Below are 14653 nucleotides of genomic sequence, written 5' to 3' on the forward strand. Positions count from 1 at the left end.
GGCAGGCCAGCTGTTTTATGGGGCTGGATCTTATTGTAGAACCGGGATTATGACCAAAAAGCCTTCATGTATCAATAGGTGCTAATATTGCTTTTGCGTAAATAAAAAACGCGTCTTAAAAGACGCGTTCTTATGGCTTACAGTCACTAATTACATATTGGGATAGTTAGGGCCACCACCCCCTTCGGGGGTCACCCAGGTGATGTTCTGGCTGGGGTCCTTGATGTCACAGGTCTTGCAGTGAATGCAGTTCTGGCTGTTGATCACAAACTTGGGTTGCCCCTCGTCTTCAACCACCTCATAGACACCCGCAGGGCAATAGCGCTGCGCCGGTTCATCGTATTTCACCAGGTTGACTGCAATAGGGACATTGGCATCTTTCAAGCGCAAATGGCAGGGTTGGTCTTCCTCGTGGAAGGTATTGGACAGATAAACTGAAGAGAGCTTGTCGAAGCTAAGCTTGCCGTCCGGCTTGGGGTAGTCAATCTTGCTGTAGGCGCTGGCTTCAGCCATCTGGGCATAGTCGGGATGCTCGTCTCTCAGGGTCACAGGGAACTTGCCGCCAAACCAGTTTTGATCGATGTAGTTAAAGGCGCCCCCCAGGAAGGTGCCGAACTTGTGCATGGCCGGGCCGAAGTTACGGGAACGGTAAAGCTCATCAAAGAGCCAGCTCTGTTCCAGCCGCTCCTGGAAGCAGTCGAGATCTTTTCCGCCTTCAACTCCGGCGATAAGGCCTTCTGCCAGGGTCTCGGCCGCCAGCATACCGCTCTTGATGGCGGTGTGAGTGCCCTTGATCTTGGCGAAGTTGAGTGTCCCGGCATCACAACCTATTACCAGACCACCGGGGAAGCTCATCTTGGGCAGAGAGTTTAGTCCCCCTTTGGTGATGGCGCGGGCACCATAGCTCAAACGCTCGCCGCCGCTTAAGGTCTTGGCGATGACAGGGTGGGTCTTGTAACGCTGAAATTCATCAAAGGGGCTCAGATGCGGGTTTTTGTAGTTGAGATCGATGATCAGCCCCACGGCAACCTGGTTGTCTTCCATATGGTAGAGGAAACCGCCGCCGCTGGCGCCTTCCTGTAGCGGCCAGCCGCCACTGTGAACCACTTTACCTTGTTGGTGTTGTTCGGCCGGGATCTTCCAAATCTCTTTGAAGCCTATGCCGTAATGTTGTGGTGTCTTGCCGTTATCCAGGTGGAATTTTTCTATCAGCTGCTTGCCCAGATGGCCACGGCAGCCTTCGGCAAACACAGTATATTTGGCGTGTAGCTCCATACCCGGCATATAACTGTCTTTGGGCTGGCCATCGGCGCCTATGCCCATGTCGCCGATCAATATTCCCTTGACGCTGCCGTCTTCATTGAGCAGCAATTCGCTGGCAGCAAAACCGGGGAATATCTCCACTCCCAGGCCTTCGGCTTGCTCGGCCATCCAGCGGCAGAGATTACCGACGCTGATAATATAGTTGCCATGGTTGTGCATGGTCTTGGGTACCAGGCTGTTGGGCAGATGTTTGCCATCTTCGGCCGACTTGAGCAGATAGATTTCATCTTCTGTAACCTGGGTATGCAGGGGGGCTCCCAGTTCTTTCCAGTCACCGAAGAGTTCTTCCAATACGCTGGGTTCAAAGACGGCACCGGAGAGAATATGCGCGCCTACTTCAGAGCCTTTTTCGACCACACAGACACTGATCTCTTTGCCGCTGTCTTTGGAGATCTGCATCAAACGGCAAGCCGTAGCCAGTCCGGCGGGGCCTGCACCAACGATAACAACATCGAATTCCATTGATTCGCGTTCCATCATGTCACCTCTATCCTTCAAAGTCCCCCGATGTAAACGGGTGTTTTATTTTTATCCAGCTCCAACCTTACCTGAAAATCTATTCAGGGCACAGTATTTGATCGGAAAGCAGCCGTTAGTTTTGATGAAATTTATGAGTGAAGCTTGTCACAAAAAGTCCACGCAGATTTGAACCAGATCGGGAAATCCATTTTTAGGGGTATGGTTCACCCCCCTTTTCGTCCTATAATTGGCGCAGACGGTTCTCCGAGCTTTTGGTCCTACGTCAGTGAAGATATGGTCCTTTAGCCGTGGCAATTTTGCCACCGGGGTGAGTAAAGAAATGCTCTCACCTCCCTGACTTGGAAAGGTGATCATGTCCCAATTACAAGACAATTTTGGTCGAAGATTTCACTATTTGCGGATGTCAGTTACTGACGTCTGTAACTTCAAATGCAGTTACTGCCTGCCGGATGGTTATCGCCCGGAGGGCAAGCCCTCTTTTCTGACGCTCAGCGAGATTGAGAATCTGGTTGCTGCCTTTGCCAAAGTAGGTACCCGCAAGGTACGGATCACAGGTGGCGAGCCTACGCTGCGCAAAGACTTTACCGATATCATTCGCGCAGTTGCCGACAACAGCGAAATTCACACTATCGCCACTACCACCAATGGTTATAGGCTCGAGAAGCACGCCAAAGAGTGGTACGACGCCGGACTGAGGCGGATCAACGTGTCTGTGGACAGCCTGGACCCCAGGATGTTTTATCAGATCACCGGCGAGAACAAGTTCGATGAGGTCATGCGCGGTATAGATACGGCGCTGGAAGCCGGCTTTGAGCGGGTCAAGATCAACGCTGTGCTGCTCAAGGATCTCAACGACAAGGACCTGCCACGTTTCCTGCATTGGATCAAACATACCCCCATAGATCTGCGTTTCATCGAGCTGATGGAAACCGGTTTGGGTCACGACTACTTCAAGGCGCATCACCTGGCTGGAGCCGATATCAAGGCCAGACTCGAGGCCGAAGGTTGGCAGTATGATCAGCCCGCGGCCGAAGATGGCCCGGCGCAAAACTTCAGCCACCCTGATTATCGTGGCCGTATTGGGCTGATCATGCCTTATGCCAAAAACTTCTGCGCCAGCTGTAACAGGTTGCGGGTTTCTGCCAAGGGTAAGCTGCACCTGTGTCTGTTCACCGAACATGGTGTCGATCTTCGGGATCTGCTTCAGAGTCCTGAACAGCAGGATGAGTTGATTGCCCGTTTGCATCAGCAGTTGCAACAGAAGAAAGAGACTCACTATCTGCACCAAGGCATTACCGGTGTAACCCAACATCTGGCCTCTATCGGCGGTTGAGGGTGGCGCTCGTTTGGGCGCCAGATACTTATCATCGCCATCTCGGTAGCATTCAGCAGCAGGAACTGACATGGGACATTGCATTCATACCCATTTTGAGCCCTTGAATATCGCCATTCTTACCCTTTCAGACAGCCGGGAGCTGCAAACAGATACCTCCGGGCGTTTTCTGGTACAGGCACTGCAGGAGGCTGGGCATAACTTGGTCGAGCGTAAGCTATGCCCGGATGATAAATACCAGATGCGCGCTATCGTCAGCCAATGGATAGCCGCGGCCAATGTCCAGGTGATCATCACCACCGGCGGCACCGGCTTTAGCGGCAGAGACAACACCCCAGAAGCGCTGCGGCCGTTGTTTGATGCTGAAATAGAAGGCTTTGGTGAACTCTTTCGCCACATCACTTACACTGAGCTGGGCACTTCTACTGTGCAGTCGCGGGCATTTGCCGGTATCGCCAATCAAACGGCACTGTTTTGTTTGCCCGGTTCCACCGGCGCATGTCGTACGGCCTGGAACAAGATCCTCAAAGAGCAGCTGGATGCCCGGCACCGGCCCTGTAACTTCGTATCCAATTTGAAAAAGGTTGCTATAGATGACTAATGCCTTTACCCATATCAATGCCGACGGCAACGCCCATATGGTGGATGTGACCGAAAAGTCGATCACTGAACGCGAAGCCCGTGCCGAGGCTTATATTGAGATGTCAGCCGAGACGCTGCAGATGATCATGAGTGGCAGCCACCATAAGGGCGATGTGTTTGCCACTGCCAGAATCGCCGGCATTATGGCCGCGAAGAAAACCTCAGAGCTGATCCCTCTGTGCCATCCCTTGATGTTGACCAAGGTCGAGGTGGATCTGCAGGCCGAGCCGGAGCAAAACCGGGTCAGGATCACCAGCCTGTGTAAGCTGGCTGGCAAAACCGGGGTTGAAATGGAAGCCCTGACGGCGGCCTCGGTTGCGGCGCTGACTATCTACGATATGTGTAAAGCGGTGCAGAAAGATATGGTGATTACCCAGGTAAGACTGCTGGAGAAACGCGGCGGTAAATCCGGTCATTTTAAGGTGTAACGATATGATTAAAGTGCTGTTTTTTGCTCAAGTACGCGAATTATTGGGAACGGCTGCCATTGAAGTCGAGAGCCAGCCGGGTTTGACGGCCGAGGCGCTGCGTGCCCAACTGGCGGGCACAGACGACAAGTGGGCCAGAGTGATGGCGTCCGACAAGCTGTTGGTAGCCGTCAACCAAACTCTCAGCCCTTGGCATACAGAGATCAAAGCGGGTGATGAGGTGGCCTTCTTCCCACCGGTAACCGGAGGTTGAGATGCAAAGCGATCGTATTTTGGTACAAACCGCCGACTTTGATGTCCCGGCCGAATATGCCCGCATCGCCGCCGATAACAGCGATGGCGCCGTGGTGACCTTTGTCGGCAAGGTACGCGACTTCAACGATGGCAGTGCGGTTACCGACCTGACGCTGGAACACTATCCCGGGATGACAGAAGCCGTTTTGGGGCAAATCGCCACTCAAGCCCGTGAGCGCTGGCCGCTGAATCAGCTGACCATCATTCACCGGGTTGGCACTATGCATCTGGGCGAACAGATAGTGTTTATCGGTGTCAGCAGTGCCCACCGCAAGGCGGCGTTTGCGGCTTGTGAGTTTCTCATCGATTTCCTCAAGACCAAGGCACCATTCTGGAAGCTGGAGGCCGGTGACAGTGGCCAACACTGGGTTGAGGCCCGCGATGCCGACGAGCAGGCCGCCAAGGCCTGGGAAAAGTAACCGGAGCGTTTGATGGTGCTATTGGAGCGATTGCTGAATTCGACGAACAAGGCCGTGCTGACCGCACTGGCGCTGCTCGGTCTGTGTCTGCCGGCTGCGGCGGCGCAAAGCGTTCATGTGGCTGCGGCGGCCAATATCAAGTTTGCCCTGGATGATATCGCCGAGCGCTATCAGCAACAGACAGGACGCCAACTCAAGATCTCCTACGGTTCTTCCGGTAACTTTGTAGCGCAGATAAAGCATGGTGCGCCGTTCGAGCTGTTTCTCTCGGCCGACGAGCGTTATGTCGAGGCGCTGGCTGACGCCGGCATCACCCGTGACAAGGGGGTGGTCTACGCTTACGGGCGCTTGGCACTGGTGGCTCCCAAGAATTCGCCACTGAAACTGGATCAAGAATTACTGGGGCTGCAACAAGCACTGGCCGCCGGGCAGATCAAGCGCTTTGCCATCGCCAACCCGGATCATGCTCCCTATGGCGAGCGCGCCCGTGCGTTGCTCAAGCAAAAGGGTTTGTGGCAGGAGTTGCAGGCCAACCTCATCTATGGCGAAAACGTTTCCCAGGCGGCGCAGTTTGCCTTGAGTGGCTCGACTCAAGGCGGCATAGTTGCCTTGTCGCTGGCGGTAGCACCGCAGTTTCAGGCGAGAGGTCGCTATCTGGCGTTGCCGGTAGATTCCCATGCCCCGCTGACCCAGCGGATGGTGCTGCTTGAGAAAGCCGGCGACGATGCCAAAGCCTTTTACGACTATCTGCAGGGGCCGGAAGCGCGACAAGTGTTCAGCGCCTATGGCTTTGCCCTGCCCGAGGGAAGCTGAATGGATTGGCAGTCGCTATGGCTCTCGGTCAAACTGGCTGCTATCAGTGTCTTGGTGCTCTTGCCGCTTGCCATCTTGTTGAGCCGCTTGCTGGCCTACCGTGAGTTTCGCGGTAAGTCCTGGATAGAAGCGCTGATCATGGTGCCCCTGGTGTTGCCACCTACGGTGATCGGTTATTACCTCTTGGTAGGGCTTGGCAGTGAAAGCTGGCTGGGCCTATGGCTACAGCAAACCCTGGGGGTGCAGCTGGTATTTCATTTCTCCGGCCTGGTGGTCGCCTCGGTACTGGTCAATATTCCCTTTGCGGTGCAGCCTATTCAAAGGGCCTTTGAAGCTATTCCACAGGATGTGCGTGATGCCTGCGCCTGTTGTGGCATGAGTCGCACCAAGCAGCTATTCAAGGTGGAGTTGCCCTTGGTATGGCCGGGGATCCTGACGGCCCTGGTGCTGTGTTTCTCCCATGTACTCGGCGAGTTTGGTGTCGTCCTGATGATGGGGGGCTCCATCGCGGGAGAGACCAAGACGATTTCCATCGCCATCTATGACAGTGTCCAGGCATTTGACTTCGCCTCGGCCGGTACCATGTCGCTGGTACTCTTGCTGTTTGCCATCACCACATTGGCATTGACCACAGGGTTGTCGCGGCGGCTCGGGAGATTGAAATGACCCCGACAGATCTGCATGTCAGCGTCCATCAAACCAAGGGGATCCCACTGCAGGCAGACTTTGTTTGCCGAGCCGGTGAAGTCCTGGCCGTGGTGGGGCCCTCCGGTGGCGGCAAGACCACGCTGCTGAGGATGATTGCCGGTCTCAATAAGCCGCAATCCGGCAGCATCCGCTATGGTGATAAACCCTGGTTTTCCGAGACGGTGAACCTGAGCCCACAGCAGCGCCATCTGGGGTTTGTGCCGCAACACTTTGGCCTGTTTCCCAATCTGAGTGCGGTCGACAATGTTATCGCCGGGCTTGACCATCTGCCCAAGGCCGAACGCCGGGCCAGGGCGCTGGATTGGCTGGAGCGGGTTAATCTGCAAGGTTTGCCGGATCGTTTGCCTGAGCAGTTGTCCGGTGGTCAGAGACAGAGAGTGGCACTGGCCAGAGCGCTGGCGCGTGAGCCTTCGGTATTGCTGCTGGATGAGCCTTTTTCTGCCGTCGATCGCGAAACCCGTGAGCGCCTGTATCTGGAGCTGGCACGACTTAAATCGCAGCTGCATATTCCGGTGATCATGGTGACCCATGATCTCAACGAAGCCTTGTTGCTGGCCGACCGCATGGTGCTTATCAGCCAAGGGCAGTTGCTGCAACAGGGTGTGCCCCATGAAGTGTTGGCTAAACCTCGTAACGAGGCGGTTGCCCGGCAGATGGGTCTTAGAAACCTGTTTGACTCCGAAGTGGTGGCCCTGGAGCAGGAGCGGCAACTCACCTGGCTCAAGTTTGGCGAGCAACTGATTGCCTGTGACTATGATGCGCGCCTGAATCCGGGAGATAAGGTACGTTGGGTCGTGCCTAATCAAGGCGTCAGATTCAACTCCATCAGCCGTGGCCGCCTGTGCCGCAGCTTCAACAAACTCAATGTCAGGCTCGAATCCCTACTGGTGATGGGCGAGTCTGTGCGCTTGCTGGCAGTAATCGAAGGCGTGGATCAGACTCTCAGCGCCGAAGTGCCGTTACATCTGGCACGTAAGCTGGAGTTGGTTGCCGGTATGCAGACTGAAGTAGCCCTCAAATCCGAACAAATTCATATTCTCGAACACTGATAAAGACGGTCTTTATGCCTGTTGTCGGTTAGATGATCAAAACTTAATTTAGCTTCAATCCTGAGTTCAAGCGCTGAAATCTATACTGCAGCCATTGAAACAACCTCAGGAGAGAAACAAGATGCAAAAGTTGGCATATTTACTGGTATTATCCTCACTCTGCAGTGGTGCTGCTCTTGCGGCCTATACCGGGCCGGGAGTCGAAAATCGGGTCATTACAGCGTCTCAGGTCGAGCAGGCCAAGGACGATACCCTGGTTGAGCTGACAGGTTACCTGGTGAAGAGTCTGGGCGACGAAACTTATCTGTTCCGTGATGATTCCGGCGAGGTTAAAGTCGAAATCGACCATAAGCTGTGGCGCAATATCAATGCCGATGTGAAAGAAAGCACTCTGGTGAAACTGACCGGCGAGGTTGACAAGGAGTGGAACGGCAATGAAGTTGAAATTGAAAGTATCACTTTGATTGGTGACACTGCGAAATGAATCTTGGCTTGTATGAGTAGCTGGCCTTCGGTGCCAGCGCTCGGATGGAGGCAAAATGAGACGTTTATTGGCGGGGCTGGTGCTGTTTTCTTCGGTGGCAGTCGCGGCTCCCTCGCTGCTGGAATTGTTGAATGATAATGACCGTATTCAACCTATAGAGCTGATGCAGCGTATTGAGTCCCAGTTTCCCGGGGTGATCGTCGAGTTTGAAACCGATGTGGATAATGGGGTCCTGGTCTATGAAATTGACTTAATAAACCCGGATGATCACACTACCACTGAGCTGGATATACTCGCCGGTAGCGGCGAGATCCTCAAACGCAAAGTCGATCGTCTGGAGGCTGACGATATGGCCGAGTTGGCCGCGGTCAAACTCTTGGTGCAGAAAAAGCTCAGTTTTTCCCAACTGGTGGCAATGGCGATGCAAAACAGTAAGGCTCATCTGCTGGAGGCTCAGTTGGACAAAGATCTGGGGATTGCTTACCTGGAGCTGAAAGTAATGGATGAACGAGGCAAGCATAAGCTGGCGTTTGATATTGAAAAACAGCGGCCATTGCCTCTACTGAAATGGGACTGACAATGAAGATATTACTGGTCGAAGATGACGTAACCACTCAGGATTATATCGTCAAGGGCTTTCTGGAGCAGGGACACAACATTGAAACTGCGGCCGATGGCCATCAGGGGTTGCTGCTGGCGACCAGTAGTCAATACGACTTGGTGATCCTGGATCGTATGTTACCCGGGCTCGATGGTCTCAAGGTTTTGGCGGCACTTCGGGCCACCGGTAATCAAACCCCGGTGTTGATCCTCTCGGCACTCAGTCACGTTGACGAGAGGGTCAAGGGACTGCGAGCCGGTGGTGACGACTATATGACCAAGCCGTTCGCCTTCTCCGAGCTGCTGGTACGGGCTGAGAAACTGATGTTGCGTGGCCAGTCACTGCCGGCTAAAACAGAGCTCAAGGTGGGTTTATTGGAGATGGAGTTACTGACCCGTAAAGTGACCCTGGACGGCACTGAACTAATGCTGCAACCCAAGGAGTTCCAGCTGCTCAAGTACCTGATGGAACATGCCAATCAGGTGATCAGCCGCACCCTGCTGTTTGAAGCCGTATGGGACTACCACTTTGACCCCAGAACCAATGTTATTGATGTGCATATCGCCAAGCTGAGACGTAAGTTCGAAGAGTTGGGGCATGGCGAGCTGATTGAAACCATAAGAGGGGCTGGTTATCGTCTCCGCCAAAGCCATTAAGCCGTATCAGAGCAGCGTATGGCGTATCACCATCTTCTTCTCTGTGCTGGTGACTCTGATCATCGGCGCGTTACTGTTTGCCCTCTATCAACAGCTGGTAACCGAACAACAGTCTCAGGTTGAGAAGCATCTGGCATCGGAGGCGCAGCGTTACCAGCAACTGGCCTTGAGCGTAGATAAGCGCAGCTTTGCGGCGCAAATTCATGCCGCTGATCCGCAAACGGCACTGATTGCCTGGCAGGGTAGCCCGGATATGGTCGGGGCGTTGACCTTTATGCCGGACAATATGCCGCTGCTGCCGAAAACCCGCGATTTCCCCATCCTTACCGGTGGCCCGGATAAGCTGCATATTCTCACCGGTGGCGTGGTAATGACACGCTATGGCCCTGTGCTGATCGCCACCCGTACCGACCACTTGGCGACCTTGATCGAAAAGTTTCTCAGCGCGGCAGCCACCGCTGTGATGCTGACAGTGGTACTGACGCTGGCTATGGGGTATCTGTTTTCCAAGGCGCTGCTCAGGCGTCTGGTGCAATACAACCGCTTGAGTGAACGCATAGAGCGAGGTTACTACAACACCCGCTTGCCTGTGAGTCGCAACAGTGATGAATTCGATATGCTGGCGCGCCAATTCAACCGAGTGTTGGATACCCTGGAACGCAACCTTGCCGCCGTGCGCGGGGTGACAGACAATATCGCCCATGACCTGCGAACTCCTCTTTCGCACCTGAGGATAGGGTTGGAGCAGTTGCCGCAGTATCCGGCAGAGGAACTCCCTGAACGCAGCGCCATCTTGATCGAAAAGCTGGATCACTGCTTGGCGACCTTCAACGCCATGTTGTCGCTGACCCGTATTGAAGAAGGGCAACAACAACTGGAGCTGGAGAGCTTCAGCTTGCAGCAGATGTGTCACGATCTGCTGGATATGGCCGATGTATTGGCCGAGGCACAAGAGCAACAACTCAAGCTGGAAACCAGTGAGGATTGCCCTATCACAGGCGACAAGCACCTCTTGTTCCAGGCGCTGTTCAATCTGGTCGACAACGCCATTCGCTATGCAGGCGAGGGAGCCTGTATCACCATTTTGCAGCAAGCCAACCAAGTCATCATCAGCGACAATGGCCCCGGGATCCCGGAAGCGGAGCGTGAGCGGGTCTTCGAGCGGCTGGTGCGGCTGGATCCCAGCCGTCATAAGCAAGGCACCGGCTTGGGGCTTTCTATGGTCAAGGCGATTCTTTCGCGGCACAACGCCAGTATTTCGCTGCAGGATAACCACCCCGGCCTTAGGGTCATAGTCACATTTCAGGTTTAACCCATGTATTCAGTGATAGCCACAGAGCCCGACTTTATCCTGCTGGACAAGCGGCCCGGGGTTCATTTTCACAGCCAGCACGGTGAGGCAGGTTTAGTGGCCAGTGCCGAGCGAAAATTGGGTTATAAGCTCTATCCCGTACATAGGCTAGATACCTTGACCTCCGGCCTATTGCTGTTGGCCCGTTCATCCGAGGCGGCGGCCGAATTTACCCGCATGTTCAGTGAACACAAGGTGCAGAAATATTATTTGGCGTTGGCCAAGGGTAAACCGGGTAAGAAACAGGGTTGGATCATAGGTGATATGGCCAAGTCCCGCCGTAGCCAGTATAAACTGCTGCGTTCCACCGATAACCCGGCCGTTACCCAGTTCTTTTCCTGGTCGGTCGCCGAGGGGCTGCGCCTGTACCTGCTCAAGCCTCACAGCGGCAAGACCCATCAGCTGAGGGTAGCGCTTTCCAGCCTGGGAGTGCCGATTCTGGGGGATACTCTCTATGGCGGCAGCGCTGTTGATGCCGACCGTGGCTACCTGCACGCTTATGCGCTGGAGTTTGAATGGCACGGGCAAGTGCTCAGATACCTGAGTTTACCATCGCAGGGCGAGGCTTTTATGCAGTCGGGCGTTTTGAGTCAGTTGCAAAAGCTTAAGCAACCCTGGGATTTGCACTGGCCCAAGCGCAAATAAATACTGGTAGTTGACATTTAGGTTCACTCTCGGGGAAAGAGAAAAGGTTGCAAGCTGGGCATCATGCTGCCAAGTTAAATGGGTTGTCCCTTTAATTCCTCGCCAGGAGTCATACCATGGATACCAATAAACTCTTGCTCGTCATCATCGCCATTTTATTGCCGCCGGTGGCGGTATTTCTCAAAGCCGGTGCCGGTAAAGACCTGCTGATCAATATCATTCTCTGTCTGTTCTTCTGGTTCCCCGGATTGCTGCATGCACTCTGGGTGGTAACCAAGGACTGAGAACAAACGCTGAGACAGCGGCATTGGCTGGTCTTTGTTCGCGGCCAATCCGGGCTTTAGCTTCTTAAATGCAGTGGTTTGATTGCTAAATTTTTAGGGCCAGCTCCGTCAGTGAGGCGCTGGCCGCTTTGATGGAAGCCCGATGGCGCTCGTCGGCAAACTCCTGATATTCGCTGCGCACTTCATAAAACTGCTCCACCCCCAGATAGTGGCTCAGGGTCTTGATATGAGGACTCAGGTGATTCATTCCGGCGCGGATCCCCTCTTCGCCAAAGCCAAACTCGCCGCAGGAGTAAACCAAAACCAGTTTTTTGCCGCTGAGTATCGGCCGCAGCGGAAAATCGCCGCGCTTTAAGTCGAAGCTGAATGTGCGGTTGATGCGTATGACCTGATCAAACCAGGCCTTGAGTGCCGCCGGCATGCCATAGTTGTACATGGGCGTTGAGATCAGAATGATATCGGCCCGCTGCAGCTCGTCGATAAGGCAGTCCGACAGTGCCAGCAGCCGTTGCTGCTCTGTACTTTGGTGTTCCTCCGGAGTGAATACGGCGGCAATCCAATCTTGGGTGATGGCCGGCGGTACTTGGTCACCCAGATCACGATAGATGAATTCGGATAGATTATTTTGGGCTTGCCAGTGATCGCAAAATAGCTGCGCCAACGACTTGGAAATCGAATTATAGCTGGGCTTGTCATTGTCGGTTCTTCTCGCGCTGGCATCTATTCTTAAAAGGGTTTTCATCACTTTCTCCGTTTGTTTGCTCAGGGCATAACTATCTGGAATACCGCTCGAGTTGACAAAGGGTCATTTCTCACTTATAGATGAGTAAAATTCACTTATTTGATCGCAATGTTTGCCCATTTACCCACACTGAATAACTTGAGAGTGTTCGAAGCCGCCGCCAGGCATCTGAGCTTCAAGCTGGCTGCGGAGGAGTTGAGCCTGACTCCGACTGCCGTTTCCCATCAGATAAGAAATCTCGAGACTCAGCTGGACACCCGCTTGTTTATCCGCCAGACCCGGGCGGTATCACTGACACCGGCCGGAGCCGAGTTGGCAGAATCCTGTCGCCAGGCCTTGCTCGGCATAGCCCAGGGGATTGAACGTTTGGGCGTGACACCAAACCAGCTGAGAGTTTCCACTACCCATGGCTTTGCCGCCCTATGGCTGGCGCAGCGCTTGCCGGACTTTCAGCAGCGTTTCCCCGATATTCGGGTGTCGGTCAGCAGCAATGAGGGGCTGCAGCCTAGCGACCCTCTGGGTGAGACAGATCTCTGCATACGCTACGGCAAAGCGGCAGAAGGCGAAGAGGTGCTGTTCAGTGAGACGTTCGGCATTTACGCCAGTCCCGGTTATCTCAAGAGCAAGCAACCTCAGGTGACGCTGTTGCAGACCCGTTGGCAGAATCCGGCTCTCGACGGGCTCGATTGGCTGCAATGGCAACAGACCTATCACGAGTTCAAGGGTGCCAGATTGCTGGAGTTTACCCAGGAGGATCACCTGGTGCAGGCCGCTCTGGCCGGTGAAGGCCTGGCGCTTGCCAGTTCTGTGCTGGTGGCCTCTTTGGTGGAGCGGGGTTGGTTGAAACCTTGCTTGCCGGGCAAGGTGTTGCCTGGACTCAGTTATCGGCTGCTGCCGGCTCCCGGCCGCGAGCAGAGCCACAGAGTCAGGGTGTTTCTCGAATGGCTCAGGCAGCAGGCACTCAGCGGGGAGCCAGATAGGTCACAGGATTGAGATAAAACGCCTTCTTGTATCCCTGGGGCGCGTCATCCATCAACCAAGGCATGGGCATCAGGCTGACTATGCTGTAGTGCAGATGGGGCGGCTTGCCTTTGGCATTGCCCGAGTCGCCGACTGTGCCCAGTTTGCTGCCCTGAGGTAGATATAGACCGTTCGGCTCCAGGCTGTCCAGATGGGCGAAATAATGCAACTTCCAGCCTGGCCCCAAGGCCAGCACCACCTTGCCGCCGAGACGCCACTCCCCTTGATAGAGGCGCAACATGGGCGTCGGGGCCTGCACTTGAGTGCCGCGGGCGGCGAAGATGTCTATGCCCTTGTGTACCCCTGAGGTGCCCCAGGGATAATACCAGAAACTGTCTTTATGCCAGTCTTTGGCGCTGGCTTGGTGAACCGGCACCTGTGGGGTTTCCGGGATCAGGGCACCGACAAAGATCAGCAGTAGCAGCAGGATAAAGCCATAACGTTTCTTCATTGCCGACACCTTCCTTAGCTTCAAAATTGAAAGCAGATCGTTATTCGCGCTATCGAGCTTTGGTTCATCACGAACCGAACAAGATAGCGCTTAGATGCAAAACCTATCCTGGTTCTGGAGCTTTACACTTGGCTTGCGTCCGGGAATTCTATCACCGTTCAGAGAGCAAAAAAGCCATAGACAGCAGCAACAGCAAGAGTAAACGCATGGGTTAATTTCTTCTTCCCAGAATGCTCAGGATCCGCAGGAACAGGTTGATGATATCCATATAAAGCGCGGCGGCGCTGTCGATGGCGTTGTCGACCGTCTTTTCCTTGGCGTTGGCTCGGCCCCAGTCATAGCCAATGTAGCCGCAGAAGATCAATACCACTATCCAGTCGGTAATGCCGTGATGGCTCTTGAAGATAAATAGTTCCACCAGTTCGACAATGATCACCAACAGCAGGGCTATGGCCAGGGCGCCGGCTATGCGGGCAAAAAAGGCGGGAAATAGGGTGCCCAATATCATCATTGCCAGAGTCACGATAGTCGTTATCCGCAGTGCCTCCAACACCAGAGTTGGGTCATAGCTGCTGACCACCAGGTTAATTATCAGGCCGAAGGGAATAACGACCAGGTTGTAGCCGAGAAAGCTGACGGCAGGCATCTTTGACGTTTCAAACAGATAGACGCCTGCCATACAGCAGACGAAGTAGCCGATAAAGAACAACCAGATTGGAATCGTGGCGATGATTGCGGGATCGATATTCAACACCATCAGATAGTTGACCACAAAACCCCAGATCAGGGTCAGGCCAACGACCAGGTTGTATTTGCCGGCACTGATCTGGCCCTTATCTGTGCCAAAGTTGCGTCGCAGGCTATTGTCCATAGTGGGAAATTTCCTTGTTTGTGGATGTCAGGCGAGATGAAAGCGCCACACAATATAGA

Annotated in this window: 19 protein-coding genes and 1 riboswitch; of the genes, 15 read left to right on the forward strand and 4 right to left on the reverse strand. The window is 54.2% G+C overall.

Going from position 1 to position 14653, the window contains the following annotated elements; translation table 11 throughout:
- Positions 1-150: 150 nt before the first annotated feature.
- Positions 151-1800: an electron transfer flavoprotein-ubiquinone oxidoreductase gene (locus AYI96_RS16890; RefSeq protein ID WP_071476346.1), complete on the reverse strand. Its 1650-nt coding sequence runs from the start codon at positions 1798-1800 to the stop codon at positions 151-153.
- Positions 1801-2032: 232 nt separating this feature from the next.
- Positions 2033-2168, forward strand: a riboswitch (molybdenum cofactor riboswitch).
- A gap of 35 nt (positions 2169-2203) precedes the next feature.
- Between AYI96_RS16890 and moaA the strand changes: the two genes are divergently transcribed.
- The 14 genes from moaA to AYI96_RS16960 all read left to right on the forward strand — a co-directional run bounded on the left by moaA (position 2204) and on the right by AYI96_RS16960 (position 11510).
- Positions 2204-3136: a GTP 3',8-cyclase MoaA gene (moaA, locus tag AYI96_RS16895; protein WP_229800075.1), complete on the forward strand. Its 933-nt coding sequence runs from the start codon at positions 2204-2206 to the stop codon at positions 3134-3136.
- Between the two features lie 70 nt (positions 3137-3206).
- Positions 3207-3737, forward strand: coding sequence for a molybdenum cofactor biosynthesis protein B (moaB, locus tag AYI96_RS16900; RefSeq protein ID WP_071476334.1), 531 nt, complete (start codon positions 3207-3209; stop codon positions 3735-3737).
- Positions 3730-4206, forward strand: a complete 477-nt coding sequence (gene moaC / locus AYI96_RS16905) for a cyclic pyranopterin monophosphate synthase MoaC (RefSeq protein ID WP_025889198.1) — start codon at positions 3730-3732, stop codon at positions 4204-4206. The genes moaB and moaC overlap by 8 nt, the downstream gene beginning before the upstream one ends.
- Before the next feature lie 4 nt (positions 4207-4210).
- On the forward strand, positions 4211-4459 hold the full coding sequence (gene moaD / locus AYI96_RS16910; protein WP_039034612.1) for a molybdopterin synthase sulfur carrier subunit: 249 nt from the start codon (positions 4211-4213) through the stop codon (positions 4457-4459).
- 1 nt (position 4460) lies between these two features.
- Positions 4461-4919 carry a molybdopterin synthase catalytic subunit MoaE gene (gene moaE, locus AYI96_RS16915; protein WP_039034613.1) on the forward strand — a complete coding sequence of 153 codons (459 nt, stop codon included), beginning with the start codon at positions 4461-4463 and terminating at the stop codon, positions 4917-4919.
- 12 nt (positions 4920-4931) lie between these two features.
- Positions 4932-5732 carry a molybdate ABC transporter substrate-binding protein gene (gene modA / locus AYI96_RS16920; protein ID WP_071476335.1) on the forward strand — a complete coding sequence of 267 codons (801 nt, stop codon included), beginning with the start codon at positions 4932-4934 and terminating at the stop codon, positions 5730-5732.
- Positions 5733-6398, forward strand: coding sequence for a molybdate ABC transporter permease subunit (modB, locus tag AYI96_RS16925; RefSeq protein WP_039034615.1), 666 nt, complete (start codon positions 5733-5735; stop codon positions 6396-6398).
- A complete protein-coding gene (locus AYI96_RS16930) occupies positions 6395-7489 on the forward strand; it encodes an ABC transporter ATP-binding protein (protein ID WP_052248137.1) in 1095 nt (364 codons plus the stop codon). Before modB ends, AYI96_RS16930 begins: the two co-directional genes overlap by 4 nt.
- 121 nt (positions 7490-7610) lie before the next feature.
- Positions 7611-7973, forward strand: a complete 363-nt coding sequence (locus AYI96_RS16935; RefSeq protein WP_039034616.1) for a YgiW/YdeI family stress tolerance OB fold protein — start codon at positions 7611-7613, stop codon at positions 7971-7973.
- A 55-nt stretch (positions 7974-8028) separates the two neighbouring features.
- Positions 8029-8550 (forward strand): PepSY domain-containing protein, encoded by a 522-nt coding sequence (locus tag AYI96_RS16940; protein WP_039034617.1) that lies wholly within the window; start codon positions 8029-8031, stop codon positions 8548-8550.
- Between the two features lie 2 nt (positions 8551-8552).
- Entirely contained in the window at positions 8553-9230 is a 678-nt protein-coding gene (locus AYI96_RS16945; protein WP_039034618.1) for a response regulator transcription factor, read from the forward strand.
- 49 nt (positions 9231-9279) lie between these two features.
- Positions 9280-10542, forward strand: coding sequence for a sensor histidine kinase (locus tag AYI96_RS16950; protein WP_039034649.1), 1263 nt, complete (start codon positions 9280-9282; stop codon positions 10540-10542).
- 3 nt (positions 10543-10545) lie between these two features.
- The gene (locus AYI96_RS16955; RefSeq protein ID WP_039034619.1) at positions 10546-11226 is read left to right on the forward strand and encodes a TIGR01621 family pseudouridine synthase; all 681 of its coding nucleotides are present in this window, start codon (positions 10546-10548) and stop codon (positions 11224-11226) included.
- A gap of 116 nt (positions 11227-11342) precedes the next feature.
- Positions 11343-11510 carry a YqaE/Pmp3 family membrane protein gene (locus AYI96_RS16960; protein WP_039034620.1) on the forward strand — a complete coding sequence of 56 codons (168 nt, stop codon included), beginning with the start codon at positions 11343-11345 and terminating at the stop codon, positions 11508-11510.
- An 85-nt stretch (positions 11511-11595) separates the two neighbouring features.
- On the opposite strand, the gene AYI96_RS16965 is transcribed toward AYI96_RS16960, so the two are convergent.
- Complete coding sequence (locus tag AYI96_RS16965; protein WP_039034621.1) at positions 11596-12252, reverse strand: FMN-dependent NADH-azoreductase; 657 nt, start codon at positions 12250-12252, stop codon at positions 11596-11598.
- Between the two features lie 108 nt (positions 12253-12360).
- Between AYI96_RS16965 and AYI96_RS16970 the strand changes: the two genes are divergently transcribed.
- Complete coding sequence (locus tag AYI96_RS16970; RefSeq protein ID WP_144362042.1) at positions 12361-13245, forward strand: LysR substrate-binding domain-containing protein; 885 nt, start codon at positions 12361-12363, stop codon at positions 13243-13245.
- On the opposite strand, the gene AYI96_RS16975 is transcribed toward AYI96_RS16970, so the two are convergent.
- Together AYI96_RS16975 and AYI96_RS16980 are read right to left on the reverse strand one after the other, a co-directional pair.
- On the reverse strand, positions 13214-13723 hold the full coding sequence (locus AYI96_RS16975; RefSeq protein WP_101095073.1) for a M23 family metallopeptidase: 510 nt from the start codon (positions 13721-13723) through the stop codon (positions 13214-13216). The genes AYI96_RS16970 and AYI96_RS16975 overlap by 32 nt on opposite strands.
- Positions 13724-13934: 211 nt before the next feature.
- The gene (locus AYI96_RS16980; protein ID WP_144362043.1) at positions 13935-14594 is read right to left on the reverse strand and encodes a Bax inhibitor-1 family protein; all 660 of its coding nucleotides are present in this window, start codon (positions 14592-14594) and stop codon (positions 13935-13937) included.
- Between the last annotated feature and the right edge of the window lie 59 nt (positions 14595-14653).

This window comes from Shewanella sp. MSW (assembly GCF_007636515.1).
In the GTDB taxonomy this organism is placed as follows: Bacteria; Pseudomonadota; Gammaproteobacteria; order Enterobacterales; family Shewanellaceae; genus Shewanella; species Shewanella indica.

Excerpts from the sequence above, each read along its gene's own strand:
- AYI96_RS16890 (WP_071476346.1), bottom strand. The coding sequence starts at position 1,800 with ATGGAACGCGAATCAATGGAATTCGATGTTGTTATCGTTGGTGCAGGC.
- moaA (WP_229800075.1), top strand. The coding sequence starts at position 2,204 with ATGTCAGTTACTGACGTCTGTAACTTCAAATGCAGTTACTGCCTGCCG.
- moaB (WP_071476334.1), top strand. The coding sequence starts at position 3,207 with ATGGGACATTGCATTCATACCCATTTTGAGCCCTTGAATATCGCCATT.
- moaC (WP_025889198.1), top strand. The coding sequence starts at position 3,730 with ATGACTAATGCCTTTACCCATATCAATGCCGACGGCAACGCCCATATG.
- moaD (WP_039034612.1), top strand. The coding sequence starts at position 4,211 with ATGATTAAAGTGCTGTTTTTTGCTCAAGTACGCGAATTATTGGGAACG.
- moaE (WP_039034613.1), top strand. The coding sequence starts at position 4,461 with ATGCAAAGCGATCGTATTTTGGTACAAACCGCCGACTTTGATGTCCCG.
- modA (WP_071476335.1), top strand. The coding sequence starts at position 4,932 with ATGGTGCTATTGGAGCGATTGCTGAATTCGACGAACAAGGCCGTGCTG.
- modB (WP_039034615.1), top strand. The coding sequence starts at position 5,733 with ATGGATTGGCAGTCGCTATGGCTCTCGGTCAAACTGGCTGCTATCAGT.
- AYI96_RS16930 (WP_052248137.1), top strand. The coding sequence starts at position 6,395 with ATGACCCCGACAGATCTGCATGTCAGCGTCCATCAAACCAAGGGGATC.
- AYI96_RS16935 (WP_039034616.1), top strand. The coding sequence starts at position 7,611 with ATGCAAAAGTTGGCATATTTACTGGTATTATCCTCACTCTGCAGTGGT.
- AYI96_RS16940 (WP_039034617.1), top strand. The coding sequence starts at position 8,029 with ATGAGACGTTTATTGGCGGGGCTGGTGCTGTTTTCTTCGGTGGCAGTC.
- AYI96_RS16945 (WP_039034618.1), top strand. The coding sequence starts at position 8,553 with ATGAAGATATTACTGGTCGAAGATGACGTAACCACTCAGGATTATATC.
- AYI96_RS16955 (WP_039034619.1), top strand. The coding sequence starts at position 10,546 with ATGTATTCAGTGATAGCCACAGAGCCCGACTTTATCCTGCTGGACAAG.
- AYI96_RS16960 (WP_039034620.1), top strand. The coding sequence starts at position 11,343 with ATGGATACCAATAAACTCTTGCTCGTCATCATCGCCATTTTATTGCCG.
- AYI96_RS16965 (WP_039034621.1), bottom strand. The coding sequence starts at position 12,252 with ATGAAAACCCTTTTAAGAATAGATGCCAGCGCGAGAAGAACCGACAAT.
- AYI96_RS16970 (WP_144362042.1), top strand. The coding sequence starts at position 12,361 with ATGTTTGCCCATTTACCCACACTGAATAACTTGAGAGTGTTCGAAGCC.
- AYI96_RS16975 (WP_101095073.1), bottom strand. The coding sequence starts at position 13,723 with ATGAAGAAACGTTATGGCTTTATCCTGCTGCTACTGCTGATCTTTGTC.
- AYI96_RS16980 (WP_144362043.1), bottom strand. The coding sequence starts at position 14,594 with ATGGACAATAGCCTGCGACGCAACTTTGGCACAGATAAGGGCCAGATC.